The 24,745-nt window shown below is 68.9% G+C and carries 26 protein-coding genes; 17 read left to right on the forward strand and 9 right to left on the reverse strand.

The window, feature by feature from the left end:
* Positions 1-108 precede the first annotated feature (108 nt).
* The 6 genes from AC6LKG_RS20885 (at position 109) to AC6LKG_RS20910 (ending at position 6,141) form a co-directional block, all read left to right on the forward strand.
* Complete coding sequence (locus tag AC6LKG_RS20885; protein ID WP_498167658.1) at positions 109-1,194, forward strand: ABC transporter ATP-binding protein; 1,086 nt, start codon at positions 109-111, stop codon at positions 1,192-1,194.
* On the forward strand, positions 1,194-2,282 hold the full coding sequence (locus tag AC6LKG_RS20890) for an ABC transporter ATP-binding protein (RefSeq protein WP_498167659.1): 1,089 nt from the start codon (positions 1,194-1,196) through the stop codon (positions 2,280-2,282). Before AC6LKG_RS20885 ends, AC6LKG_RS20890 begins: the two co-directional genes overlap by 1 nt.
* The gene (locus tag AC6LKG_RS20895) at positions 2,279-3,169 is read left to right on the forward strand and encodes a carbohydrate ABC transporter permease (protein ID WP_498167661.1); all 891 of its coding nucleotides are present in this window, start codon (positions 2,279-2,281) and stop codon (positions 3,167-3,169) included. Before AC6LKG_RS20890 ends, AC6LKG_RS20895 begins: the two co-directional genes overlap by 4 nt.
* Positions 3,162-3,974, forward strand: a complete 813-nt coding sequence (locus tag AC6LKG_RS20900; protein WP_020927431.1) for a carbohydrate ABC transporter permease — start codon at positions 3,162-3,164, stop codon at positions 3,972-3,974. Before AC6LKG_RS20895 ends, AC6LKG_RS20900 begins: the two co-directional genes overlap by 8 nt.
* A 16-nt stretch (positions 3,975-3,990) precedes the next feature.
* Entirely contained in the window at positions 3,991-4,299 is a 309-nt protein-coding gene (locus tag AC6LKG_RS20905; protein WP_498167663.1) for a DUF2160 domain-containing protein, read from the forward strand.
* Between the two features lie 111 nt (positions 4,300-4,410).
* Entirely contained in the window at positions 4,411-6,141 is a 1,731-nt protein-coding gene (locus AC6LKG_RS20910) for an ABC transporter substrate-binding protein (protein ID WP_498167665.1), read from the forward strand.
* 101 nt (positions 6,142-6,242) lie between these two features.
* Here AC6LKG_RS20910 and catB read toward each other — a convergent pair whose 3' ends face one another.
* Positions 6,243-6,893 (reverse strand): type B chloramphenicol O-acetyltransferase, encoded by a 651-nt coding sequence (gene catB / locus AC6LKG_RS20915; protein ID WP_498167667.1) that lies wholly within the window; start codon positions 6,891-6,893, stop codon positions 6,243-6,245.
* A 189-nt stretch (positions 6,894-7,082) separates the two neighbouring features.
* Here catB and AC6LKG_RS20920 point away from each other — a divergent pair, with 189 nt between their 5' ends.
* The 3 genes from AC6LKG_RS20920 to AC6LKG_RS20930 all read left to right on the forward strand — a co-directional run bounded on the left by AC6LKG_RS20920 (position 7,083) and on the right by AC6LKG_RS20930 (position 9,186).
* Positions 7,083-7,583, forward strand: coding sequence for a helix-turn-helix transcriptional regulator (locus tag AC6LKG_RS20920; protein WP_498167702.1), 501 nt, complete (start codon positions 7,083-7,085; stop codon positions 7,581-7,583).
* A gap of 44 nt (positions 7,584-7,627) precedes the next feature.
* Positions 7,628-8,035, forward strand: a complete 408-nt coding sequence (locus AC6LKG_RS20925) for a VOC family protein (RefSeq protein WP_498167670.1) — start codon at positions 7,628-7,630, stop codon at positions 8,033-8,035.
* Positions 8,036-8,169: 134 nt separating this feature from the next.
* A complete protein-coding gene (locus tag AC6LKG_RS20930; RefSeq protein ID WP_498167672.1) occupies positions 8,170-9,186 on the forward strand; it encodes an alpha/beta hydrolase family protein in 1,017 nt (338 codons plus the stop codon).
* A 20-nt stretch (positions 9,187-9,206) separates the two neighbouring features.
* Here the strand turns inward: AC6LKG_RS20930 and AC6LKG_RS20935 are convergent, their stop codons facing one another.
* Positions 9,207-9,659, reverse strand: coding sequence for a hypothetical protein (locus AC6LKG_RS20935; protein WP_498167675.1), 453 nt, complete (start codon positions 9,657-9,659; stop codon positions 9,207-9,209).
* Between the two features lie 89 nt (positions 9,660-9,748).
* Here AC6LKG_RS20935 and AC6LKG_RS20940 point away from each other — a divergent pair, with 89 nt between their 5' ends.
* Positions 9,749-10,384 carry a DUF2971 domain-containing protein gene (locus AC6LKG_RS20940; RefSeq protein ID WP_498167677.1) on the forward strand — a complete coding sequence of 212 codons (636 nt, stop codon included), beginning with the start codon at positions 9,749-9,751 and terminating at the stop codon, positions 10,382-10,384.
* Positions 10,385-10,450: 66 nt separating this feature from the next.
* Here the strand turns inward: AC6LKG_RS20940 and AC6LKG_RS20945 are convergent, their stop codons facing one another.
* Positions 10,451-11,410 carry an NAD(P)/FAD-dependent oxidoreductase gene (locus tag AC6LKG_RS20945; RefSeq protein ID WP_498167679.1) on the reverse strand — a complete coding sequence of 320 codons (960 nt, stop codon included), beginning with the start codon at positions 11,408-11,410 and terminating at the stop codon, positions 10,451-10,453.
* A 93-nt stretch (positions 11,411-11,503) separates the two neighbouring features.
* On the opposite strand from AC6LKG_RS20945, the gene AC6LKG_RS20950 reads away from it, so the two are divergent.
* Both AC6LKG_RS20950 and AC6LKG_RS20955 read left to right on the forward strand, forming a co-directional pair.
* Entirely contained in the window at positions 11,504-11,950 is a 447-nt protein-coding gene (locus AC6LKG_RS20950) for an Rrf2 family transcriptional regulator (RefSeq protein ID WP_498167680.1), read from the forward strand.
* Between the two features lie 127 nt (positions 11,951-12,077).
* Positions 12,078-13,205: an acyl-CoA dehydrogenase family protein gene (locus tag AC6LKG_RS20955; RefSeq protein ID WP_498167682.1), complete on the forward strand. Its 1,128-nt coding sequence runs from the start codon at positions 12,078-12,080 to the stop codon at positions 13,203-13,205.
* Positions 13,206-13,301: 96 nt separating this feature from the next.
* On the opposite strand, the gene AC6LKG_RS20960 is transcribed toward AC6LKG_RS20955, so the two are convergent.
* From AC6LKG_RS20960 to AC6LKG_RS20985, 6 genes are all read right to left on the reverse strand, one after another.
* Positions 13,302-15,215 (reverse strand): tetratricopeptide repeat protein, encoded by a 1,914-nt coding sequence (locus AC6LKG_RS20960; RefSeq protein WP_498167685.1) that lies wholly within the window; start codon positions 15,213-15,215, stop codon positions 13,302-13,304.
* An 11-nt stretch (positions 15,216-15,226) separates the two neighbouring features.
* Positions 15,227-15,619 carry a DUF2784 domain-containing protein gene (locus AC6LKG_RS20965; RefSeq protein ID WP_498167687.1) on the reverse strand — a complete coding sequence of 131 codons (393 nt, stop codon included), beginning with the start codon at positions 15,617-15,619 and terminating at the stop codon, positions 15,227-15,229.
* 78 nt (positions 15,620-15,697) lie between these two features.
* Entirely contained in the window at positions 15,698-16,273 is a 576-nt protein-coding gene (locus AC6LKG_RS20970; protein ID WP_498167688.1) for a restriction endonuclease, read from the reverse strand.
* The gene (locus tag AC6LKG_RS20975) at positions 16,270-16,494 is read right to left on the reverse strand and encodes an RNA-binding S4 domain-containing protein (RefSeq protein ID WP_498167689.1); all 225 of its coding nucleotides are present in this window, start codon (positions 16,492-16,494) and stop codon (positions 16,270-16,272) included. Before AC6LKG_RS20975 ends, AC6LKG_RS20970 begins: the two co-directional genes overlap by 4 nt.
* 36 nt (positions 16,495-16,530) lie before the next feature.
* Positions 16,531-17,208, reverse strand: a complete 678-nt coding sequence (locus tag AC6LKG_RS20980; RefSeq protein WP_498167690.1) for a DUF502 domain-containing protein — start codon at positions 17,206-17,208, stop codon at positions 16,531-16,533.
* Positions 17,209-17,329: 121 nt separating this feature from the next.
* Complete coding sequence (locus AC6LKG_RS20985) at positions 17,330-17,797, reverse strand: Lrp/AsnC ligand binding domain-containing protein (RefSeq protein WP_498167692.1); 468 nt, start codon at positions 17,795-17,797, stop codon at positions 17,330-17,332.
* Positions 17,798-17,932: 135 nt separating this feature from the next.
* Between AC6LKG_RS20985 and AC6LKG_RS20990 the strand changes: the two genes are divergently transcribed.
* The 5 genes from AC6LKG_RS20990 to AC6LKG_RS21010 all read left to right on the forward strand — a co-directional run bounded on the left by AC6LKG_RS20990 (position 17,933) and on the right by AC6LKG_RS21010 (position 24,592).
* On the forward strand, positions 17,933-19,234 hold the full coding sequence (locus AC6LKG_RS20990; RefSeq protein WP_395757705.1) for a D-amino acid dehydrogenase: 1,302 nt from the start codon (positions 17,933-17,935) through the stop codon (positions 19,232-19,234).
* A 184-nt stretch (positions 19,235-19,418) separates the two neighbouring features.
* On the forward strand, positions 19,419-20,546 hold the full coding sequence (locus tag AC6LKG_RS20995; protein WP_498167695.1) for a metallophosphoesterase family protein: 1,128 nt from the start codon (positions 19,419-19,421) through the stop codon (positions 20,544-20,546).
* Positions 20,543-23,170, forward strand: coding sequence for an AAA family ATPase (locus tag AC6LKG_RS21000; protein ID WP_498167697.1), 2,628 nt, complete (start codon positions 20,543-20,545; stop codon positions 23,168-23,170). Before AC6LKG_RS20995 ends, AC6LKG_RS21000 begins: the two co-directional genes overlap by 4 nt.
* Before the next feature lie 169 nt (positions 23,171-23,339).
* A complete protein-coding gene (locus AC6LKG_RS21005; RefSeq protein WP_498167699.1) occupies positions 23,340-23,549 on the forward strand; it encodes a hypothetical protein in 210 nt (69 codons plus the stop codon).
* A 170-nt stretch (positions 23,550-23,719) separates the two neighbouring features.
* Positions 23,720-24,592: a DMT family transporter gene (locus AC6LKG_RS21010; RefSeq protein WP_498167701.1), complete on the forward strand. Its 873-nt coding sequence runs from the start codon at positions 23,720-23,722 to the stop codon at positions 24,590-24,592.
* The last annotated feature ends 153 nt before the right edge of the window (positions 24,593-24,745 follow it).

Consider the following 24,745-nt stretch of genomic DNA (forward strand, 5'->3'; position numbering starts at 1 on the left):
AAGAAAACCCGAACCGGCGCGTTCTTGCGCGCCGGCAGGGCGCTGTACCCGATGTACCGAAGCCCGGTTGAAGCAGACCGGGGACGTATTAGAGGTAGAGGAGACCAGATGCAGCTGACCCTGGACAGGATTGCGTTGCGAGCCGGCTCGCAGACGCACCTGTATCCGATGAGCCTGGCCCCGGTGCCGGGCGCCATGACCGTGTTGCTGGGGGCGACCCTGGCAGGCAAGACTTCGCTGATGCGCATCATGGCCGGCCTGGACCGGCCGACCGAGGGCCAGGTGCGGGTGGACGGCGCCGACGTGACCGGCGTGCCGGTGCGCCAGCGCAACGTCGCCATGGTGTACCAGCAATTCATCAATTATCCGTCCATGACGGTGTTCGACAACATCGCCTCGCCGCTCAAGCTGCGCGGCGTGTCCGGCATCGCCGACAAGGTCGGGGCCATGGCCGCGCGCCTGCACATCGACCACCTGCTGGCCCGTCATCCGTCTGAACTGTCGGGCGGGCAGCAGCAGCGGGTGGCGCTGGCGCGGGCCCTGGTCAAGGACGCGCCGCTGATCCTGCTGGACGAACCGCTGGTCAACCTCGACTACAAGCTGCGCGAGGAACTGCGCAACGAGCTCTCGGCCCTGTTCGCCGAGGGCCGCTCGACCGTGGTCTATGCCACCACCGAGCCGGGCGAGGCGCTGCTGCTGGGCGGCCACACCGCGGTGCTGGACGCGGGCGAACTGCTGCAGTACGGCCCGACCGCCGAGGTCTTCCACCGGCCCAATTCGATCCGGGTGGCGCGCGCCTTCAGCGATCCGCCCATGAACCTGTTCGCCGCGCAGCGCGGCGCCGACGGCTTCACGCTGCAGGGCGGCATCGCGGTCGCGCGGCCATTGCCGCCGGGCGCGGGCGCCGGCCTCACCGCCGGCTTGCGGGCGGGCGCGCTGGAGGTGGCGCCGCGTCCCGGCCACATCGGCCTGGATGGCGTGGTCAAGCTGGCCGAGATCTCCGGGTCCGACACCTTCGTGCACGCCGAGACGGCCGCCGGCGATGTGGTTGCGCAACTGCCGGGCGTGCACCGCTACACGCTGGAGCAGCGCCTGACGCTGTACTTCGACCCGGCCCAGACCTACGCTTTCGGCGGCGACGGCGCTCTGCTGGCGGCCCCCGCGCGGCCCCACTCCAGCGGAGGGACGGCCTGATGGCGCAGATCGAGCTGGACCTTTCCCATTCCTACGTCGCCCATCCCCAGGCCGACGAGGATTACGCGCTGCTGCCGCTGCAGTTCACCTTCCGCGACGGCGGCGCCTACGCCTTGCTGGGCCCCTCGGGCTGCGGCAAGACCACCTTGCTCAATTGCGTCTCGGGCCTGCTGCGGCCATCGCACGGCCGCATCCTGTTCGACGGCCAGGACGTCACCCACAAGACGCCGCAGGCGCGCAACATCGCCCAGGTGTTCCAGTTTCCGGTGGTGTACGACACCATGACCGTGGCCGAGAACCTGGCCTTTCCGCTGCGCAACCGCGGCGTGCCCGCCGCGCAGATCCGCGAGCGCGTCGGCCGCATCGCCGAGATGCTGGAGATGTCGCAGGTGCTGGACCGCCGCGCCAGCGGCCTGACGGCCGACGCCAAGCAGAAGATCTCGCTGGGCCGCGGCCTGGTGCGCAACGATGTGTCGGCGGTGCTGTTCGACGAGCCGCTGACCGTGATCGACCCGCAGCTCAAGTGGGAATTGCGCCGCAAGCTCAAGGAAATCCACCACGAGTTCAAGCTGACGCTGATCTACGTCACGCACGACCAGACCGAGGCGTTGACCTTCGCCGACCAGGTGATGGTGATGGCGCGCGGCCGCGCGGTGCAGGTGGGCAGCGCCGACGACCTGTTCGAGCGGCCGGCGCACACCTTCGTCGGCCATTTCATCGGCTCGCCCGGCATGAACTTCGTGCCGGCGCAGTGGCGCGACGGCGGCCTGATGGTGGGCCAGCGCCGCGTCGACGGCCTGCCGGATGCGATGGCGACCCGGCTGGCCGACGCCGGCCCGGTCAAGCTGGGCGTGCGCCCGGAATACCTGCGCCTGGCCGACGCCAACGCACCCGGCGCCATCCCGGCCACGGTCCAGCGGGTGCAGGACGTGGGCACCTACACCTTGCTGCTGGCCGACTTCGAGGGCGCGCCACTGCGCGCCCGCCTGGGCACCGACGCGGCATCCATCGCGTCCGGCGCCACGGTCTGGCTGTCGGCGCTCAATCCGCATACCTGCTTCTACCGCGACGAGGAGCTGATCCGATGAAACCGATCGATCACCGGGCCTGGTTCCTGGTCCTGCCCGTGGTGCTGTGCGTGGCGTTCTCGGCCATCCTGCCGCTGATGACCATCGTCAATTATTCGGTGCAGGACATCATCGCGCCGGACCGCCGCGTGTTCGTCGGCACCGAGTGGTTCGCCGCCGTGCTGCAGGACGAGGAACTGCACGGCGCGCTGTTGCGCCAGATCGGCTTCTCGCTCGCCGTGCTGGCCATCGAGATCCCGCTGGGCATCCTGCTGGCGCTGTCGATGCCGGCCAGCGGCTGGCGCGCCTCGGCGGTGCTGGTCATCATCGCGCTGTCGCTGCTGATCCCGTGGAACGTGGTGGGCACCATCTGGCAGGTGTTCGGGCGCACTGACATCGGCCTGCTGGGGGCGGCGCTGTCGTGGCTGGGGGTGGACTACAACTACACCGGCAACGACCTGGACGCCTGGGTCACGGTGCTGGTGATGGACGTGTGGCACTGGACGCCGCTGGTGGCGCTGCTGTGCTATGCCGGCCTGCGCGCCATTCCCGACGCCTATTACCAGGCCGCGCGCATCGATGGCGCTTCGCGCCTGGCGGTGTTCCGCTACATCCAGCTGCCCAAGATGCGCGGCGTGCTGATGATCGCGGTGCTGCTGCGCTTCATGGACAGCTTCATGATCTACACCGAGCCGTTCGTGCTGACCGGCGGCGGGCCCGGCAACGCCACCACCTTCCTGTCGCAGTATCTGACGCAGAAGGCCGTGGGCCAGTTCGACCTGGGTCCGGCGGCGGCGTTCTCGATCATCTACTTCCTGATCATCCTGCTGCTCTGCTTCATTCTGTACAACTGGATGCAGCGCGCCGGCACCACCGGCGGTTTCGACGAGGAGCGCGCCAATGCGTGAGCAATCGACCTGGTGGCGCGGCGCCTTCCTGGCGCTGTACCTGGTGTTCGCCATCCTGCCGCTGTACTGGATGCTGAACATGTCGTTCAAGACCAATACCGAGATCGTCAGCACCCTGACGCTGTGGCCGCGCGAGTTCACGCTGGAGCACTACCGCACCATCTTCACCGATCCGGCCTGGTACTCGGGCTACATCAATTCGCTGATCTACGTGGTCATCAACACGGTCATCTCGCTGGCGGTTGCGCTGCCGGCGGCCTATGCGTTCTCGCGCTACCGCTTCATCGGCGACAAGCACGTGTTCTTCTGGCTGCTGACCAACCGCATGACGCCGCCGGCGGTGTTCCTGCTGCCGTTCTTCCAGTTGTACAGCTCGTTCGGGCTGATGGACACGCACCTGGCGGTGGCGCTGGCGCACCTGGTGTTCAACGTGCCGCTGGCGGTGTGGATCCTGGAGGGCTTCATGTCCGGCGTGCCGCGCGAGATCGACGAGACGGCCTACGTGGATGGCTATTCGTTCCCGCGCTTCTTCCTGACGATCTTCCTGCCGCTGATCAAGTCGGGCGTGGGCGTGGCGGCGTTCTTCTGCTTCATGTTCAGTTGGGTCGAACTGCTGCTGGCGCGCACGCTGACCTCGGTCAACGCCAAGCCCATCGTCGCCACCATGACGCGCACGGTGTCGGCCTCGGGCATGGACTGGGGCGTGCTGGCGGCGGCCGGGGTGCTGACCATCGTGCCCGGCGGCATCGTCATCTGGTTCGTGCGGCACTACATCGCGAAGGGCTTCGCGATGGGCCGGGTCTGACGGGGGAGGGCGCCACATGTTCAGCTGGATGGTATGGACCACCCCCGTCGCCGTGTTCTTCTCCTGCATCGTGCTGATGCTGGTCGGCATGACGGTCTGGGAACTGAAATCGCCCACGGTCGAGCGCAAGGGCTTCCTGCCGCTGCGCACGACCCGCGGCGACCGCCTCTTCATCGGCCTGATGGCCGCGGCCTGGCTCAACCTGGCGTTCCTGGGGTTCGGGCAGAAGGCAATGGAGTGGCTGTCGCTGGACGAGCCGCCATCGGTGTGGATCAGCTTCGCGCTGTCCATGCTGCTGCTGGCCTTCATCATGAGGAAAGGCTGACGGGGCGCAGACCCCGCGCGATATCAGCGGTTTGGAAGGACGATCGGCCAGTGTCTTCCCCGGCCAGAAGTCCGCAGCATCCATGGGGAGGACTTATCGAGGAGACAGGTCATGAAATTGCGCATGCACGCCATGGCGGCCGCCATCGCCCTGATCGGTACGTCAGGGGCCTGGGCCGGCGAGCCGGAAGCGAAGAAGTGGGTCGATTCGGAATTCCAGCCGTCGACCCTGTCCAAGGACCAGCAGATGGCCGAGATGAAGTGGTTCATCGAGGCTGCCGCCAAGCTCAAGGCCAAGGGCGTCGATGAGATCAATGTGGTGTCGGAAACCATCACCACCCACGAGTACGAGTCCAAGGTGCTGGCCAAGGCCTTCACCGAGATCACCGGCATCAAGGTCAACCACGACCTGATCCAGGAAGGCGACGTGGTCGAGAAGCTGCAGACCTCGATGCAGTCGGGCAAGTCCATCTACGATGGCTGGATCTCCGACTCCGACCTGATCGGCACCCATTACCGCTACGGCGCCATCCTGCCGCTGTCCGACTACATGGCCGGCGCCGGCAAGGAATGGACCAACCCGGGCCTGGACCTGAAGGACTTCATCGGCACCAAGTTCACCACCGCGCCGGACGGCAAGCTGTATCAGTTGCCCGATCAGCAGTTCGCCAACGTCTACTGGTTCCGCGCCGACTGGTTCGCGCGCCAGGACCTGAAGGACAAGTTCAAGGCCAAGTACGGCTACGAGCTGGGCGTGCCGACCAACTGGTCCGCCTACGAGGACATCGCCGACTTCTTCTCCAACGACGTCAAGGAGATCGACGGCAAGAAGGTCTATGGCCACATGGACTACGGCAAGAAGGACCCGTCGCTGGGCTGGCGCTTCACCGACGCGTGGCTGTCGATGGCCGGCGCCGCCGACAAGGGCCTGCCCAACGGCATGCCGGTGGACGAGTGGGGCATCCGCGTGGCCGACGACAAGTGCACGCCGGTGGGCGCCTCGGTGGCGCGCGGCGGCGCCACCAACAGTCCGGCCGCGGTCTACGCGCTGACCAAGTACGTCGACTGGATGAAGAAGTACGCGCCGCAGCAGGCCATGGGCATGACCTTCTCGGAATCCGGCCCGGTGCCGGCGCAGGGCCAGATCGCGCAGCAGATCTTCTGGTACACGGCCTTTACCGCCGACATGACCAAGAAGGGCCTGCCGGTGGTCAACGAGGACGGCACGCCCAAATGGCGCATGGCGCCGTCGCCCTACGGCCCGTACTGGAAGGACGGCATGCAGAACGGCTACCAGGACGTGGGCTCGTGGACCTTCTTCAAGTCAACCAACCCCGACAAGATGGCCGCCGCCTGGCTCTACGCCCAGTTCGTCACGGCCAAGACGGTGTCGCTGAAGAAGTCCATCACCGGTCTGACCTTCATCCGCGACAGCGACATCCACAGCGACTACTTCAGCAAGAATGCGGCCAACTACGGCGGCTTGATCGAGTTCTACCGCAGCCCCGCGCGCGTGGCCTGGACGCCGACCGGCAACAACGTGCCCGACTATCCCAAGCTGGCGCAACTGTGGTGGAAGAACGTCGCCACCGCCGTCACGGGCGAGAAGACGCCGCAGGCCGCCATGGACAACCTGGCCAATGAAATGGATCAGGTGATGGCGCGGCTGCAGCGCGCCGGCATGGCGCAATGCGCGCCCAAGCTGAACGCCAAGAGCGACCCGAACAAGTGGCTGTCGGATCAGCACGCGCCTTGGAAGAAGCTGGCCAATGAGAAACCCAAGGGCGAAACGGTGGCGTACGAGAAGCTGCTGGAGGCCTGGAAGGAAGGCAAGGTGCGGTAGGCCAGGAGAACGCATCGCCGGGGCGAAGCGCCACGGTTGCTGCCGTGGCGCTTCTTTCTGGCCGCGTCGCAAGGCCGGGCGCGGCCCCGCCCGCGATGGCCTCAGGCAGGGCGTGGCGCCACGGTCCGGCCGTCGCGCCAGTACCGGTACAGTTGCTTGATATCGCCTGAGCACAGCAAGGGCATGGCGCCGGCCAGCCTGTCTTCGGGCCAGTCCCACCACTGCATTTCCAGCAGCAGGGCGATGTCGTCGTCGGCAAAGCGCTTCCTGATCGGCTTGGCGGGGTTGCCGCCCATGATCGTGTAGGGTTCCACGTCCTTGGTGACGAGCGCGCGGCTGCCGATCACGGCGCCGTGCCCGATGGTGACGCCGGGCATGATCATGGCTTCGGAACCGATCCAGACGTCATTGCCGATGACGGTGTCGCCAGCCCGCTGGTAGGCGTCGCGCGCTTGCGCGAAGGCCGGCGCCTCGTTCATGTAGAAGAACGGGAATGACGAAGCCCAGTCGTAGCGATGGCCCTGGTTGCCCGCCATGATGAAGGCGGCGCCGGAGCCGATGGAGCAGAAGCTGCCGATGATCAGTTGGTCGACATCGTCGCGGTCGGGCATGAGGTAGCGCGCGCAGTCGTCGAACGAATGGCCATGGTAGTAGCCGGAGTAGTAGCTGTAGCGGCCGACCTTGATGTTCTTGTTGGTGACATCCTCGGACAGCAGCTTGCCCTTGAAGGGGCTTTCGAAGTGGTTTTTCATGGATATCCTGGTTGCTCGGCCCCGGCCGCGCCTATCTGTTGGCCACGCCCGCGGCGGACCTCGACCCCGATGATCGCACAGGCGCGGCGGCTTGCGGTCTTGCGCTATGCTGGGCGCTTTCCCGTTCCGGCCGCGCATCGTGGCCCGCCAGCACGCATGTCCAGACGCACCAACACCGTGGCTGCGACGATGCCGGGCACGAGCGCTGCGCTTGCCGCCCCGGCCGCCGAGGAGCCGCTGCTCGATCCAGCGCTGCTGCGCCGCCTGCTGCGCGCGCGGGACCGCATGGACGCCGCCTCGCACGAGGCCTGGCCGGTGCAGCGCCTGGCCGAGGTCAGCGGCGTGTCCGTGGCCTATTTCGCCCGCTCCTTCAAGCGCGCCTTCGGCCTGCCGCCGCACCGCTATCTGCTGACGCGGCGCGTCGAGCAGGCTATCGCCCTGTTGCGCGATACTGACCTGCCCATCACCGAGATCGCCTATGCCACCGGCTGGCAGAGCCTGGGCACCTTCGGCCGCATTTTCCGTGACATCACCGGCCGCAGCCCCGGCGCCATGCGCGACGCGGCCCGTGCCGGCATGGAAGGACTGAGGCGGATGCCCGCCTGCGTGGTCAAGGCCGCCCTGCGCCCCGATCTGAACATCGCAGTTTTGGAGAAGCGCCGTCGCCAGGGCAGGAATAGAGTGCGCTGATCGACCCCGGTCGGGTTGCCAATCAACGTATCCAAGAAGAGGTCATGAGTGCAGGAATCAATGTCGTCGGCGTCTATGTGGACGATCAGGACGAGGCGCTGCGGTTCTACGTCGACAAGCTCGGGTTCCGCGTCCATACGGACGTGGGCAATGGTCCGTACCGCTGGCTGACCGTCCAGCACCCGGAGCAGCCGTCGTTTCAATTGGGACTGTTCCGTCCCGGGCCGCCGGTCCACGACGAGGCCACCGCGCAGACCTTGCGGGCCATGGTCGCCAAGGGCGCGATGCCGCCGCTGGTGCTGGCCGTGGCCGATTGCCGCGCCTGCTACGCCCACCTGCAGGCGTTGGGCGTGGAGTTCACCCAGGAGCCGGTCGAGCGCTATGGCAGCATCGATGCGGGGTTCCGGGATCCGGCCGGCAATGGATGGAAGCTGATCCAGCCACCGGCATGAGATCCCTGGCGGGCGCTTCCCGCGCGCGGTGCTGCGGTCGTGTGTCCGCGCCAGCAACAGAATGATCCTGCCAGGCGGGCGGTGGCGGTGGATAATGCCGCGACGCCATTTCTCCCAATGGCCTGGATACTGCCATGAACAATTGCCATCGCGGCGCCCCCTGCGCGCCGCTCAATCATCCGTTGGCGCGTGCGCGCGGATTCCTGTCGCGGCTGAGCCTGGCCTTTTCGCTGGTTGTCGCCGGCCCGGTGTCGGCCGCTGGATTCCAGCGGCTGGACCTGCCCATGGACATGAATGGTCCGGCGTTGCGGGGCGGCCTCTGGTATCCGTGCGCCGCGCCCGCGCGGGATGTCGTCATCGGCCGCGTCACCCTGGCGGCGACGCCGGACTGCCCCATGACCGCGGGCCCCAAGCCGCTTATCGTCATGTCGCATGGCTCGGCCGGGTCCTATCTCAGCCACCACGACACCGCCGCCGCGCTGGCCGACGCCGGCTTTGTGGTGGCGGCGGTCAATCACGTCGGCGACAACGCGCTGGACCGCTCGCGCCAAGGCTATCTGTCGATCTTTTCGACCCGGCCGCGCGAGATCCGGCGCCTCGTCGACTATCTGACCGGCGCATGGCCGCAACGGGCGCAACTGAATGGCGCGATCGGTCTGTTCGGCTTTTCGCGCGGAGGCTACACGGGGCTGGTGCTGGCGGGCGCGGTGCCGGACTTCAAGCTGGGGCTGGGCATCTGCGCCGTGCAGCCCGCGCTGCCGATGTGCCGCGACATCCGCGACGGCAAGGTGCCGGCACAACCCTATGTGAAGGATGCGCGCATCAGGGCGCTGGTCATCGCCGATCCGCTCAACGTGTTCAGCGCGCAGGCGCTCAAGACGGTGTCGGTGCCGGTGCAGTTGTGGGCCTCGGCGCTGGGCGGCGACGGCGTCACGGCGGCCAGCGTCGATGCGCTGCGCCAGGGACTGGCCGGGGCCGAGTCCCACCGGGTCGCCGGCGCCGGGCATTTCGCCTTCCTGGCGCCGTGCTCGGCCGCGCAGGCGGAGGCGGCGCCGGCGATCTGCCAGGATGCGGCCGGCTTCGACCGGGCGGCGTGGCACCGCGATTTCAACGCGGCAGTGGCCGCATTCTTCAAGACGGCATTGCGCTGACCGCTTGCCTGCCCGGGCCGCTAGCGCCCCGCCTGTCTGGCGGCCCGTCTTCTGGCGGCCGCCTTCGGCCCGTCGCGCAGCGCGACATAGTTGCGGTAGTGCTCGAAGTCCCTTCCCGCCAGCGCCAGATACAGCCCCGTGGCCACCATGAACCCGCTGAACACATAGACATGCAGCCAGATACTGGCGGAATAGCCGATGAGCGAGGAGGCCATGTACATGTTCCATGCGCCGAAGCCCAGCAGCAAGGCCATCAGCAACCAGCGGGCGCTGTCGCTGCCGCGATACAGCCAGGCCAGCAGCGCGCCGGGGATCAGCAGCTTCTTCAAGGCGGAAAGGTCGCCCTGCAGTAACGGCAGGAGGTCGTAGCCGAGGGCGGCCAGCGTGCCCGCCAGGGCAATGAACCAGAACCGCCGGCTGGTGGGCGCGTGGCGCCGGGGAGCCGGTCTTGCTTCACCATCGTTCTGCTGCATGGGGTCTCCTTTTGGCAAGGGCATAGTGTAGCGTCGTGCCGGCGGCGTTGCGGGTAGACTGGCGGCTGGGCATACACCGGAGCACCGCCTTGGCCGCCTCGTTGCGCAGATATACCGAGCTTCCCTACCTGATCGACTACCTGCAGACGGGTGAGCTGGCGCTGCTCAATCCGAAGGCGTGGGACGACCGCAACGACTCGTTCTACATCGAGGAATACGCGCGCGCCAAACGCCTGCAGGGCATCTACGCGCTGTGCATGGCGGAGGCTTCCGAGACCTATCACCACTGGCGCGTGTTCTCGCACGGCAGCGGCGGGGTCTGCATCGAATTCGACAAGGAAAAGCTGGTGGAGCAGGTGCGCGGCGTGCCCGACCTGCGGGCCGAGACGGTGCAGTACCGCACCATCAAGTCGCTGCGCGAGCAGCCGCCGGCCGAGGCGGATCTGCCGTTCCTCAAGCGCCACGCCTTCCGCGATGAAAAGGAGTTCCGCCTGTTCGTCTGCCGCAGGACGCGCGATACGCCGGTGCTGCGCCTGCCGGTGGCGCCAGCGGCCATCAAGCGCGTCACGCTCAGCCCGTGGCTGCCGGCCACGGTCTGCGACCAGGTCAAGAAGGTGCTGAAGTCGATCAAGGGCTGCGACAAACTGCGCGTGTTCCGTTCGACGCTGGTCGAGAACGAGGATTGGAAGAAGTTCGCCAGCGCCGGCCGCAAGCAGCCGGCATGACGGATGCCCGCGACACGGCGGACGCCACGCTCTGTCATCGGTCCCGCGGCACGGTCCGCGCAGGCGCTACGCCGGCCGGCTGGCCGGCGCGCGCCAGCACTTGACGGGGGCATCGCGCACCAGCGACTGGTGTACGCCGACCCCGGCCATCACGCCCGAGGCGCTGGCCAGCGTGGCATTGCCCATCTGCAGGCTGGCATCGCCCGCGGCGTACACGCCCGGCACCGTCGTCTGCTTGAAATCGTCGACTCGCAGGTAAGGCCCCAGCAAGCCCTCGTCGAAGGCGCAGCCCAGCTGCATTGCCAGCGGGCTGGCCATGTGCACGCGGCTGGCGACGAACAGCGCATTGACCAGCAGGCGGCGGCCATCGGCCAACTGCACCGCGTCGATGCGTGGCGCCGAACCTAGCAACTGCGTCACCGGGGTGCGCTCGATGCGCACGCCGCGGGCGGTCAGCAGCGCGGCCTGTTCGGCGTCCGGCTCGAACTCGCCCTGGGTGAAATAGGTGGTCGGGCCCCAGTCGGGCAGCAGCGCGGCCTGGTGCGAGGACATGGGGTGGGCGGCCAGCACGCCCAGCGGCTGGTCTGCCACTTCATAGCCATGGCAGTAGGGGCAGTGCAGCACCGTCTGGCCCCAGCGTTCCCGCAGGCCCGGCAGCGCGGGCAGTTCGTCGCGCACGCCGATGGCCAGGATCAGGCGGGCGCCGCGCAGTTCGCGGCCATCTTCCATGGTGACGAGGAAGCGGCCCGATTCGCCGGCGGCGCTGGCGGCGGCGCCGTCGATGAAGTCCACCGTGCGGTAGGCGGCCAACTGCGCCCGCCCCACCGCCACGATTCCTGCCGGCGTGTTGCCGTCCTGGCCGAGAAATCCGTGCGAATGCGCGGCAAAGCGGTTGCGCGGCAGGCCGACATCCACCAACGCGATGCGGCGGCGGGCGCGGGCCAGCTGCATGGCGGCCGACAGGCCGGCGAAGCTGCCGCCGATGATGATGGCGTCGTAGCAGGGGGGCAGGTTTTCGGGCTTCATCGCTATCTCGATACTTTAAAAGTTGCATGATACGGCGATCTGGTCGGCTCACGCAACTTATAATGTTTCAAACCATGAACCAGGAGTCTTTCCATGCGCAGCGATAACCGACTGTCCCGCATGCTGCACGTGCTGCTGCACATGGCGGAGCAGGATGCGCCGCTGACCTCCGAGACCATCGGCAAGATGCTGAGCACCAATCCCGTGGTGGTGCGGCGCATGATGTCCGGCCTGCGCGAGCGCGGCTATGTGCAATCGGAGAAGGGCCACGGCGGCGGCTGGGTGCTGACGCGCCCGCTGTCCGAGCTGACCTTGCTGGACGTCTACCAGGCGCTGGGCGAGCCGCCGATCTTCGCGCTCGGGCTGGACCAGAGCGAACCGAAATGCCTGGTGGAGCAGGCCGTCAACGCAGGGCTGGAAGGCGCGATGGCCGAGTCGCGCCGGCTGCTGCTGGAACGCTTCGCGACGATCCACATGGATCATCTGGCGCGGGACTTCCAGGAACGGCTCAAGCTGCATCCGCACTGCACGGAGCGCTAGCGGGTAGAGCGCCGGTGTATCCTCGCAATCGTGCCGCGTCCGCATCCCGGACGCCGGCCCGCGCCAGAGAACACGGACGGCGGCTACCCGCGCCAGTTCGGCACTGCCCGACCAGGAGACATCGAACATGCTATTGACCGAAGAACAGCTCAGCGTGCAGGACATGGCGCGCCGTTTCGCCCAGGAACGCCTGGCGCCCAATTCCGAACGCTGGGACCGCGAACACCACTACCCGGCCGACGCCATCCGCGAGATGGCCGACCTGGGTTTCTTCGGCATGCTGGTGCCTGAGGAATGGGACGGCAACGCCAGCGGCTACCTCTCGTACGCGGTGGCGCTTGAAGAGATCGCGGCGGGCAATGGCGCCTGCTCGACCATCATGAGCGTGCACAACTCGGTCGCCTGCATGCCGATCCTGAAGTACGGCAGCGACGCGCAGAAAGACCAGTTCCTGCGGCCGCTGGCCACCGGCGCCGCCATCGGCGGCTTCGCCCTGACCGAACCGCAGGCCGGTTCCGACGCCAGCAGCCTGCGCACCCGCGCGGTGCGCGACGGCGACCACTACGTGCTCAACGGCGCCAAGCAGTTCATCACCTCGGGGCGCACGGGCCAACTGGTGATCGTGTTCGCGGTGACCGATCCGCAAGCCGGCAAGCGCGGCATCTCGGCCTTCATCGTGCCGACCGACACCCCGGGCTACCAGGTGGTGCGGGTCGAGGACAAGCTCGGCCAGCACCTGTCGGACACCTGCCAGATCGCCTTCGAGGACATGCGCATTCCCGCCGCGTGGCGGCTGGGCGAGGAGGGCGAGGGCTACAGGATCGCGCTGTCGAATCTGGAGGGCGGTCGCATCGGCATCGCCTCGCAGTCGGTCGGCATGGCGCGCGCGGCGTTCGAATGCGCGCGCGACTACGCCCGTGACCGCCAGGCCTTCGGCAAACCCATCATGGAGCACCAGGCGGTGGCGTTCCGGCTGGCCGACATGGCCACGCAGATCCACGCGGCGCGGCAGATGGTGCTGCACGCGGCGGCGTTGCGCGAAGCCGGCAGGCCGGCGCTGACCGAGGCCTCGATGGCCAAGCTGTTCGCTTCCGAGATGGCCGAGAAGGTCTGCTCGGCCGCGATCCAGACGCTGGGCGGCTATGGCTACCTGGCCGACTTCCCGGTGGAGCGCATCTACCGCGACGTGCGCGTGTGCCAGATCTACGAAGGCACCAGCGACATCCAGCGGCTGGTGATCGCGCGCGCCTTGTAGAACGGCGCGATGCGCCGACGGGGGCCGCCGAGGCGGGCGGCCCGCAGGCGCCGGCGGCCTGGCTGACGCCGTGCATCGGCAGGGCCTGTCGAGGGTTCAGTCCAACAGGGCCTGCACCGCGGCCTGCGCCGGCGCTGCCAGCGGCTGTTCGCGTTGCAGTCGCGCGATCTTTTCCTCGAACTCGCCCGCCACATCCGGCCGCACCTTCTTCATGGCGCGCACCGTCTGCGCCAACAGCAGGCGGGCGTTGACGCTGCGCGGGAAGTCCAGGCACTGGCGCAGGTTGCCGTCAATGATCTCGCGTTCGCCGTTGAGCTGGCCCGGCTGGTCCGGGTCGGCGCCGTTGCAGCGCACCGCCAGCAACTGTTCCAGGCGCAGCAGGTAGTACGGGAAGGCGGCGCCGTCCGGCACCGTGTAGTTGGCGGGCGCCGCCAGCGGCGCCTGCGCGGTGGCGCGGCCGACCAGCGCCACCAGTTCCTCGGTCAGGCGCTGGATCGCGGCGGTGGGGTCGGCCATCGGGAATTCGGCCGACAACGCGCCGATGCACTCGGCGTCTTCGGTGCGCACCAGGCGCACCTCGGCGCGCCACGGCTCGGCAACGGTGACCAGGTGCGAGATCACTACGTAATCGCTCTGCGCCTCGCATTGCTGCGCGTAGCCGATGGCATCGGTGTCGTCCCAGGCCGCGCCGCTCAGCAGGAAGCCGGGATGCGGTTCGGTCAGCCACGGCACCAGCGTCTGCGTGCGCAGGCCGCAGCGCAGCGCCAGTTGTTCGTTGAAGTACAGCGGCAGGGCGCGGCTCAGGCGGCCTGTGGCGTCGGCCAGTTGCCGCTCGGCGCCTTCGGGCGCGCCGCCGATCTCGGCCGAGCCGCCCAGGAACGATACCAGCGGACGGTCGGGCGTCACCGGCGTGAACAGCGCCGCCGCGGGCGAATCGGGCGTCAGCCAGACCGGGCCGCGGCCCAGCAGCATCGCCAGCCGCATCTGCGCTGGTTCGGCCGTGCCGTCGCCCAGCGCGGCGCGCGCCAGTTCGGTGTCCCAATAGGCCAGGTTGTCCTTCCAGTCGGGGCGCTGCTGCGCGTAGAGCTGGTCGAGGATGGCGCGGGCCTCGTCGTGGCGGCCCAGTTCGACGTAGGCGCGGATCAGGTTATTGCCGACCTGGATGCCGTGGTGGGCGGCCTCGAAGCGCGGCCCGGCCAGTCGCACGATCGGTTCGATCGCGCCGGCATTGCCCAGGTCGCCGCTCATCTGCGCCAGCAGGTCGGCAGGCGCGGGCGTGCCGGCGCGGGCGAGCGATTCTTCATACATGGCGAGCGCGCCGGACAGGTTGTGCGAACCCAGCTCGCCGTGCGCCAGCCACAACTGCGCCCGCCAACTGCCGGGCAGCGCGGCAACCTTGCGCATGGCGGCCACGCCGGCGGTGTCGCCGCCGTGTTCGCGGTGGATCGCCTCGTACCAGCCCAGGCCGTTGTCCTGGTTGGGATCGAGTTCCAGCGCATGCCACAGCGTGGCCAGGGCGCCGGCCTCGTCGCCGCGCTCGTCCTGGATCTTGGCCAGGTTGGTGAGGACGATGCCGGTTTCGCCGTGCGCGGCCATGAAATCGTGCAGCACGCGTTCGGCGTCGTCGAGCCGGCCGGTCTTCATATAGACGATGGCCTGCAGCACCACGCCACGCTCGGCGCCGGGTTGCAGTTCGACCAGGCGGTCGGCGGGCCTGACCATTTCATCGATGAAGCCGTCGCCGAGCGATTGGATGATCAGGCCGGCGAGCGAGTCGGCGTCGTCCCAGTGGCGCTCGATGGCGCCGGCCAGCACGTTGTCGCGCCACTGGTCGCGCGGCACGAAAATCTCGCGGCCATAGGCGTCGTAGGCGCGGATCATGTCGGCGTCCTGCGGCGCCTGTGTGTCCGAGGCCGCCGCGTTGGCGGGCTGTGGCGCGGGCTGATCGGCGTGCGCGGCGGCGTCGGTGGGAGCGGCTTGCTGGCCGAGCAGTTTCTTCAGAAAGCTCATCGGGTCGGTTCCTAGGTTCGGACGCCCGCCGCGCGGACGCGGCGGGCAAGGCGGCGACGCGCCCAGAGTGTGTAGATGACGAGGTTGCCGGCGACCAGCAGCAGCGCCAGCGTGATCTGGACCTCGCGCGTCAGGCCGTCCGGGTAGATCAGCGCCAGGATGTAGTGCTCGATGAAGCCGCCGGCATAGCCTTGCTGGCCCGCCTGCTGGCGCAGCGAGACTTCCAGCGGCGTCAGCGGGCAGATCCAGCCCATGCCGATGACCATCGCGCCCCAGGCCAGCGCCGGCAGGTGCAGGTAGGCCAGGCGCCAGCGCCACAGCGCCAGCAGGCCGCCGCACACCACGAAGGCGACGAACAGGCCGTGCATGATCAGGACGGCGTCGGCCAGCAGGCGAGGGATCATGCGGGCATTCCTCCGTTGGGCATCCGCTGTCGCCGGGGCGACGGGCGGAAGGGCGCCGGGCGCGGATGGCGCCGGTCGTCAGGGTTTCAGGTCGCGCAGCAGCTTGGCCAGTTCCGGCGCGGTCATCAGCGACACGCCCTCGGCGCGGGCGTATTGCAGGGCGTTGTCGGATACTTCGCCCAACGCGATGTAGATGGCTTCGCGCGCGCCGCGCTTCTCGCGCGCCGCCTGCAGTTCGCGCAGCGGCTCGACGCCGACCCGCGCGGCCTTCCAGCGCTTGGCGCCGACCATGGCGACGTGGCCGTCCTTGGTCAAGGCGAAATCGGCGCCCGGCCCTTGCAGCCGCTCGACCTCGCAGCCGTCGCGGCGAAAGCCGGCCTCGACCGTGGCTGCGAACTGCTGCCACGACATGGCCGCGGCGGCCTGCGCCACGGCCTCGACGCGAGCGCCCGACGGCGCGCGCAACTGCTTGTAGGCCGCCATGATGGCGATCACCGCGAACGGCACCGCCGCGAACACGCCCATGGCCGCGTACTCCAGCGGCAGCGCGGCAAACCCGCCCACCGACAGCAGCAGCGCCACGCCTGCGCTCATCCACCAGGGCGAGCGCAGCAGCACCGCGAAGATGGAGTTCTGCGACATCTTGAACTTCATGGCGCGCGCACCACGATACGCACGTCGCCGCAGGTGACGATCTGGCCGGGACGGATCTTGGCGGTCTTGCGAGTCTCGACCACGCCGCCCACGCTCACGTGGCCGTCGGCCACCAGCATCTTGCCGGCGCCGCCGCTGTCGCAGACGCCGGTGGCCTTGAGCAACTGGTTGACTTCAATAAAGGGGCTGCCTTCGGCAAGCGTGAATTCGATGATGGGCATGTGACGAACGGGTATTGAAAGAAATGCGGCGGGCGTTCAGCCCTTGCCATCCGGGACGTTGCCGCCGGTGGGCGGCGCGGGAGGGGCGGCCGGCGGCACGTCGGCGGGCGCCACCGGCCGGCCGTTGGGAGCTTCGGCGCGCGCCATCCAGGCAATCAGCGACGAGCGCATGGCTTCCTCGACCGACATCTGGATCGGCTGCACCCAGTCCTGCGGCACGAACACGGTATAGCCCCCGATCATATAGCCCATCGGCAGGTAGACGGCCACCCGGTCGCCCTGGGAGAAGCCCTGCGGCAGGCCTTCCAGGCTGCGCCGCGTCACCAGGCCGACCAGCTCCAGTTGCTGGCCCGGGATGCGCAGGATCACGACCTGCTGGGCGGTGGCCTTGGAGCTGGGCGAGAAGTAGTCGGCGAAGCTCTTGAGCGACGAATAGATGCTCTTGACCACCGGCAGGTTGGTGAAAGGCATTTCCAGCAGCGCCATGACGCGCTTGACCCGCTCCTTGGACACCAGGTAGCCGATCGCCAGGATGCCCAGGATGCCCAGCAGCAAGCCCAGGCCGGGGAAGTAGAAGCCGCCGATGAAGGGGCGCAGGAAGGTCAGCGCCACGGCCTCGGTCCAGGCCAGGAAGATGTACAGCAGATAGATCGTCAGCGCCAGCGGCAGGACGGTGATCAATCCACGGAAAAAGTACTTGTAGAGACGGGTCATAGAGTCATGGGGCGAGAAAATCGGGGCCGGGTCATTGCCGGATATGGGCCCGATACGGACCCGGGAGGGCCGCAGCATAGCAGCAGGCGGCGCGCCCGCCGGTAACAAGACGCGCGAATCGCTACCGATCGACCGGCAGGTACAGGGTTTCCTTAATCTCCTCCATCACCACGTAGCTGCGCGATTCGGCCGATGCGGGCAGGCGCTTGAGGATCTCGCCGAGAAGACGGCGGTATTCATTCATCTCGGTCAGGCGGGCCTTGACCAGGTAATCGAAATCGCCCGACACCAGGTGGCATTCCATGACTTCGGGCACATACAGCAGCTCTTTCTTGACCTTGTCGAACACATCGCCCGACTTGGCCGAGAGCTTGATCTCCAGGAACACCAGCAGGTTCTTGCCGAGCGCTGCCGGATTGACGCGCGCATGGTAACCGGTGATCACCCCCTCGCGCTCCATGCGCTTGATGCGGTCGGAGCAGGGGGTGGCCGACAGGCTGACCCGTTCGGCCAGCTCCGTCACGGAAACACGGCCTTCGCGCTGCAGGATATCCAGGATTTTCAGGTCGATACGGTCGAGGTCGCGCATTTCACTTCCGGCGGGTAAAAAAACAGGGTTGGCCGGGAAAAAGCACTGCTAAATCCATATTTTCAGTGATTTTCACTACCGAGTGGCTCATAGACTACCGAAATTCCTGACCAAATCCAAACTTCGGAACGAATCATGCACGTCATCGTCCTCGGCAGCGGCGTCATCGGCACCACCACTGCCTATTACCTGGCCCGCCAGGGCGCCAAAGTGACGGTGTTGGACCGCCAGCCCGGCGCCGCCCAGGAGACCAGCTACGCCAACGCCGGCCAGGTGTCGCCGGGCTATTCCACTCCCTGGGCCGCGCCCGGTATCCCGCTGAAAGCCATCAAGTGGCTGTTCAAGAAGCACGCGCCGCTGGCGATCCGCCTGGACGGCAGCCTGTACCAGCTCAAGTGGATGGCGGCGATGCTGGCCAACTGCTCGGCCGATCGCTACGCGGTCAACAAGGAACGCATGTTGCGCCTGGCCGAATACAGCCGCGACTGCCTGCGCGAACTGCGCGCCGATACCGGCATCCATTATGAAGAACGCGCGCGCGGCACACTGCAACTGTTCCGCACCGAGGCCCAGATGGAAGCCGCGCGCCGCGACATCGCGGTGCTGGAAGAGGTCGGCGTGCCCTACGAGCTGCTGGACCGCAACCGCCTGGTGAGCGCCGAGCCGGCGCTGGCGCGTTCGCTGCACAAGCTGGCCGGCGGCCTGCGCCTGCCGAATGACGAGACCGGCGATTGCCGCCTGTTCACCACCCGCCTGGCCGAAATGGCCGCGGCGCTGGGCGTGGAGTTCCGCTACAACCAGTCGGTCACTGGCCTGAACACCGCCGGCGGCCAGGTGACCGGCGTGCGTGTCGGCAACGAGGTGCTGACGGCCGACCGCTACGTCGCGGCCTTTGGCAGCTACACGCGCGGCTTCCTGGAACCGCTCGGCCTGGACTTGCCGGTGTACCCGGTCAAGGGCTACTCGCTGACCATCCCCATGAAGGACGAGGCCGCCGCGCCGGTCTCCACCATTCTCGACGAAACCTACAAGATCGCCGTCACCCGATTCGACGACCGCATCCGCGTCGGCGGCATGGCCGAGCTGTCGGGCTTCGATCTGCGCCTGAAGGACGCGCGCCGCAAGACGCTCGAACTGGTGGTCAACGACCTGTTCCCCGGCAGCGGCGACGTGGCCCGCGCCGAGTTCTGGACCGGCCTGCGCCCCATGACGCCGGACAGCACGCCCGTGGTCGGCCCGACCCGCTACGGCAACCTGTTCCTGAACACCGGCCACGGCACGCTGGGTTGGACCATGGCCTGCGGTTCGGGCAAGCTGGTGGCCGACCAGGTGCTGGGCCAGCGTCCGCAGATCCGTACCGACGGCCTGGCGCTGTCGCGCTACGACCGCCACGCGCCGGCCGAACGGCCGCTGGTGCTGGACGGCAAGGGCGCCTGATTCCGGCCTGCTTTCCCAACCAGTTTCCCCCCGGGCGCGGGCCACAAGCCGGCGTCCCGACGGCCCGCCCGGCGCACGATGCCGGCCGGGCCGTTGTTCCAGCGGGCGCGGCGCGACATTGCCGCGACACTCGCAGGCCCGTCGAGGCCACAGGGAATCGGCGCCGGCCTCTACAATCGGCGGCATGATCCATTTCCTGCATACCGCCGATTGGCAGATCGGCCGTCAGTACGGCCAGTTCGACACCGATGACGCCGCCTTGCTGGCCGAGGCCCGCTTCGATGTCGTCGCGCGCATCGCCGCGCTCGCCGCCGAGCGCCAGGTCGACGCGGTGCTGGTGGCCGGCGACGTGTTCGACACCCAGGCTGTGTCCGACCGCACCATCCGCCGCCTGTTCGCCGCGCTGGCCGCCTACGCCGGGCCATGGGTCATGATCGCCGGCAACCACGACGCGGCGCTGGCCGACAGCGTCTGGAGCCGCGCCGCGCAACTGGGCTGCATTCCGCCCAACGTGCAGGTGCCGCTGCGCCCCGGCGTGGTCGACCTGGCGGCGCAGAACCTCGCGGTGCTGGCCGCGCCGCTGACCCAGCGCCATACCTACGACGACGTCACCCAGGCCTTCGACGCCCTGGAATCCGAGCCCGGCCGCTTCCGCGTGGGCCTGGCCCATGGCAGCGTGGCCAGCCGCCTGCCCGACACCATCGACGCCACCAACCCCATCGCGCCCGACCGCGCCGCCCGCGCGCGGCTCGACTACCTGGCGCTGGGCGATTGGCACGGCTGCCTGGCCATCGACGAACGCACCTGGTACGCCGGCACGCCCGAGCAAGACCGCTTTCGCGGCAACGAGCCCGGCTACGCGCTGGACGTGCGCATCGAAACGCCGGGGGCGCCGCCTCAGGTCGAACGCGTGGCCACCGGCAGGTACCGCTGGTCGGCCTGGAGCGAAACCCTCAGCCTGCCGACCGACGCCCAGGCGCTGGCCGAGCGCCTGGCGGCGCTGCGCGCCGAAGACGTGCTGCGGCTGGAACTGCAAGGCCACGTCAATGTGCCGACCTGGGAGGCGCTGCAACGCGCCGTGGACCAGGCGGCGGCGCAGGCGAGGGCGGTGCTGCCCGATTTCTCCGGCCTGCTGCTCGAACCGGACGAGGCCGACCTGGCGCAACTGGGCGCGAGCGGCTATGTCGGCGAAGTGGCCGCGCAACTGCAGGCCATGCAGGCCGATCCCGGGCAGGCGGCGGTGGCCGGCGAGGCCCTGCGGCTGCTGCTGCGGTTCCAGCGCGAAGGCACGGCCCAGGGAGGCGCGCAATGAAGCTCACGCGCATCGCCCTGGAAGAATTCCGCAAATTCCGCCAGCCCCTGGTGCTGGATGGCCTGCAGGATGGCCTGAACCTGTTTGTCGGTCCCAACGAGGCCGGCAAGAGCACGGTGGCCGCGGCCATCCGCGCCGCGTTCCTGGAACGCTACAGCACCCGTACCGTGTCCGACCTGGCGCCGCGCGGCGAGAGCGGCGCGCGGCCCGGCGTCGAACTGGCATTCAGCCATGCGGGCCACGATTACCTGCTGAAAAAACACTTCCTGTCGCGGGCCCGTTGCGAACTGCTGATCGACGACGGCGCGCAACGGCTCGATGGCGAGGAAGCGGAGAACGCGCTGGCCGCGTTGCTGGGCTTCGAGCTGGCCGCGCGCGGCCAGAGCAAGCCCGACCTGGCCGGCGTGCCGGGCCTGCTGTGGATCCAGCAGGGAGACGGCCAGAATCTGCAAACCGCCGCTGGCCATGCCGGCGGGCATCTGCGCGAGGCCCTGACGCAGTTGTCGGGCGAACTGGCCTCCGGCGACGGCGACCGGCTCTACGAGCGCGTCGCCGCCGAACGCGCCGCCTTGCTGGACGCGCGCAACGGCCGCCCCAAGGGCATCTACAAGGACGCCGAGGACGCGCTCGCCGCCGCCCTGGCCGAACGCGACCAATGCGCCTTGGCCAAGGCGCAGCTTGACGCCGACGTCGACCGGCTGGCCGCGCTGCGCGCCGAACACGCGCGCGCCGAGACCGGACAGCCCTGGAAGGATTTCGAGGCCCGCGCCGCCGAGGCGCGGGCCCGGCTCGCGGCCGTGGCCAAGGAGCGCGAGGCGCTCGAAGGGCTGCAACGCGAACAGCGCCAGGCGGCCGAAACCCTGGCCGTGCTGCAGGAACAGGTGCGCCGCGACCAGCAGGACGAAACCGAATTGCAGGCCCTGGTGGCGCAGGCGCGGGCCGCCCGCGCCGCAGTCCAGGAAGCGCAGGAACCGCTGGCCCGGGCCCGCGGGCAGCGCGACACGCATGCCGCCGCCGTCGAGCAGGCGCGCCAGCGGCTCGCGGCTGTACAGGCGGTGGCCGACCGTCGCGATCTCGAACACCAGATCGACCAGTTGACGCGCGACGTCGAGCGCCTGGACGGCGCGCTCGAAGCAGCCACCCGCCTCATCGAGCAGGGCTCGATCTTGAAGGCAGAGGCAGTGCGCATCGAGATCGCCGGCGCCGATATCCAGGCCTTGCGCAAGAGCGAACGCGCGCTGGGCGACCTGCAATTGCGCCAGCAGGCCATCGCCACGCGCCTGTCGTACGCCCTGGACGCCGGACGCGAGGCGCGGCTGGACGGCGCCGCGCTGGCCGGCAGCGGCGAGTTGCTGCTGACCGCCGCGGCCGAGTTGGAACTGCCCGGCCTGGGCCGCCTGCGCATCGAGCCGGGCGGCCAGGACCTGCCGGCGCTCAAGCGCGAACTGGCCGAGACGCAGGCGGCCAGCGCCGCCTTGCTGTCGCGCCTGGGCGTGGCCCACTTGGCCGAGGCCGAGGAACGCTATGCGCGCGGCATCGACTTGCAACGCGAACTGGATGCCATGCGCAAGACGCTGGCGATCCACGCGCCCAAGGGCGTGGACGCATTGCGCGGCCAGCGCAACGAAGCCCAGGCGCGGCGCGCGCAACTGGCCGAGCGATTGGCATTGCTGCCGCCAGCGGCGGACGCGGACGATGTCGACGCGCCCGCCGTGCGCCAGGCGCTGCGCGATGCCGAAGCCAGCGCGGCGCAAGCCGAACAGGCGCTGGCAACGGCCCAGCGCGCCTTCGATGCCGACAGCGCCCGCGCCCAACTGCTCGAAACCCAGGCCGCCGCGCGCGGCGCCGACCTGCAATCGCCCGAACGCGCGGCGCAGCGTCAGGCCCGCGCCGGCCGCTTGGCCGAAGCGCGCAGCGGGCATGACCTGCTCGAACAGCGCCTGCGCCAGGCGCAGGCCGCTCTGGAAGCATTGCGTCCCGAACTGCTGGAACAGGACGCGCAGCGCTACGAGAAATCCGCGGCCATCGAACGCGACGCCCAGCACAAGCGCCACAGCGACATCCAACAGTTGCTGGGCAAGCTGGAGCAGGCCGGCGCGCAGGGCCTGGGCGAACGCCTGTCGCAAGCCGAAGCCGCCTGCGAACGCCTGCAGCGCCGCCGCGACGAATTCCAGCGCCGCGCCCAGGCGCTGGAACTGCTGTCCACCTTGTTGGCCGCCAAGCGCGACGCCGCCACGCAGCGCCTGCAGGCGCCCCTGGCGCGCCGCCTGGGCCACTATCTGGGGCTGCTGTTCCCCGAGTCCGCGCTGCGCCTGGACGAGGCGCTGCTGCCCGCGGCCCTGCAACGCGCGGGCGGCGAGGACCCGCTGGACGCGCTCAGCTTCGGCACGCGCGAACAACTGGGCATCCTGGCGCGCTTCGCCTATGCCGACCTGCTGCGCGAGGCCGGAAGGCCGACGCTGCTGTTGCTGGACGACGCGCTGGTGCATACCGACGACGGCCGCCGCGACCTGATGAAGCGCGCGCTGTTCGATGCCGCCACGCGCCACCAGATCCTGATGTTCACCTGCCACGGCGAGGCCTGGCGCGACCTGGGCGTCGAGCAGCGCCGCATCGGCGCTTGACGCTTGGGCGGCGGGCGCAAGCCACGCCCGCACGTGCAAACGGCATCCCCATGTGCGGACCGGCGTCGTCAAGCGTGTCGCCGGCCGCGTGCGGGCGACGCGCAACTTGACGCCGCTGCGGCGCGTCGGTAGGCTACGCGGGTTCATCACCGAACCCGACGCGCCTCAGATGCCCGACTTCACGCCTTCCGCCGAATCCGCCTTCGCTGCCCGCGCAGCCGGCGTCGGCCTGCGCGCGCGCCTGGGGCATGGCGTGTCGTCTCCCGTGGTTTCTCCTGTCGTTTCGACGGTCGTATCGCCGCCGGTGGCTTCGCCGCCGTGCGATGTCGTCGTCGGTGTCGCGGGCGCCTATCCGCCCGTGGCAGCCGTCGTCGGCTGACCGCCGCACACTTTCCGCTCCCGCCTTATCGCCTGGATCCGCCGCGCTGGCGCGCCGACGCGTTAGCGTTCGCGCCCGTCCGCCGCGAGTCGACGCCTGATCCGTGCGCGCGCCGCAAGACGCGCGCACGCGGCGGGAGCCTGTTCCATACCCGACAGGTAGAAATCTCCATGTCTTTCAATCGCAATACGTGGGCCGCCTACGGCTCCACTTCCTTGTTCGTGCTGCTGTGGAGCGGCGGCGCGATCTTCGCCAAATGGGGCCTGGCGCACGCCTCGGCCTTCGGCTTCCTGCTGCTGCGCTTCCTCCTGGCGCTGGCCGTGCTGCTGGCGATCTGCGCGGCACGGCGGCGCTGGTTGCCGGCTCCCGGCACGCGCGGCATCGTCGCGCTGACCGGGCTGCTGCTGATCGGCAGCTACTCCATCTGCTATCTGCTGGCGCTGGACCACGGCATCACGCCGGGCGTGCTGGCCACGCTGCTGGGGGCGCAACCCATCCTGACCCTGGCGCTGCTGGAGCGCCGCTATCCGCCCCTGCGGCTGGCGGGCCTGCTGCTGGCCCTGTGCGGCCTGGCGATGGTGATGTTCCAGAGCATCGGCATGGCGCGGTTCTCGCTGGCCGGCATGGCCTTCGCGTTCGCGGCGCTGGCCAGCATGACGGCCGGCGCCATCCTGCAAAAGCGCGTGCGCCAGGCGCCGATGGACGTGATGCCGCTGCAGTACACGGTGAGCCTGGCGCTGTGCCTGCTGTTCGCGCCGTTCCAGCCGCTGCGCGCGGATTGGGGGCTGGGCTTCGTCCTGCCGTTGTTGTGGATGGGCCTGGTGATCTCGGTCGGCGCGACGCTGTTGTTCTACCGCATGATCCGGTCCGGCAACCTGGTCAACGTCACCAGCCTGTTCTACCTGGTGCCGGCGGGCACCGCGGCGCTGGACTACCTGGTGCTGGGCAACCGGCTGTCGTTGTTGAGCCTGGGCGGCATGGCGGGAATCCTGCTGGGTTTGATGCTGGTGCTGCGGGCGCCGGCCGCGCAGCCGGGGAGCTGACGGCTGGCGGCCGCCGGTCGTCGATCACGGGTCAGCGCGCGGCGCATCCGCCCGCGCTACGCGTGCGCGGCTTCTTCCTGGCCGGTCCAGTGGCCGCTGACCAGTTGCGCCGGGCGCTCGCGCGCCTGGACCCGGGCGCAGACCGCCCAGGCG

This window comes from Achromobacter sp. 46006 (genome assembly GCF_059761975.1).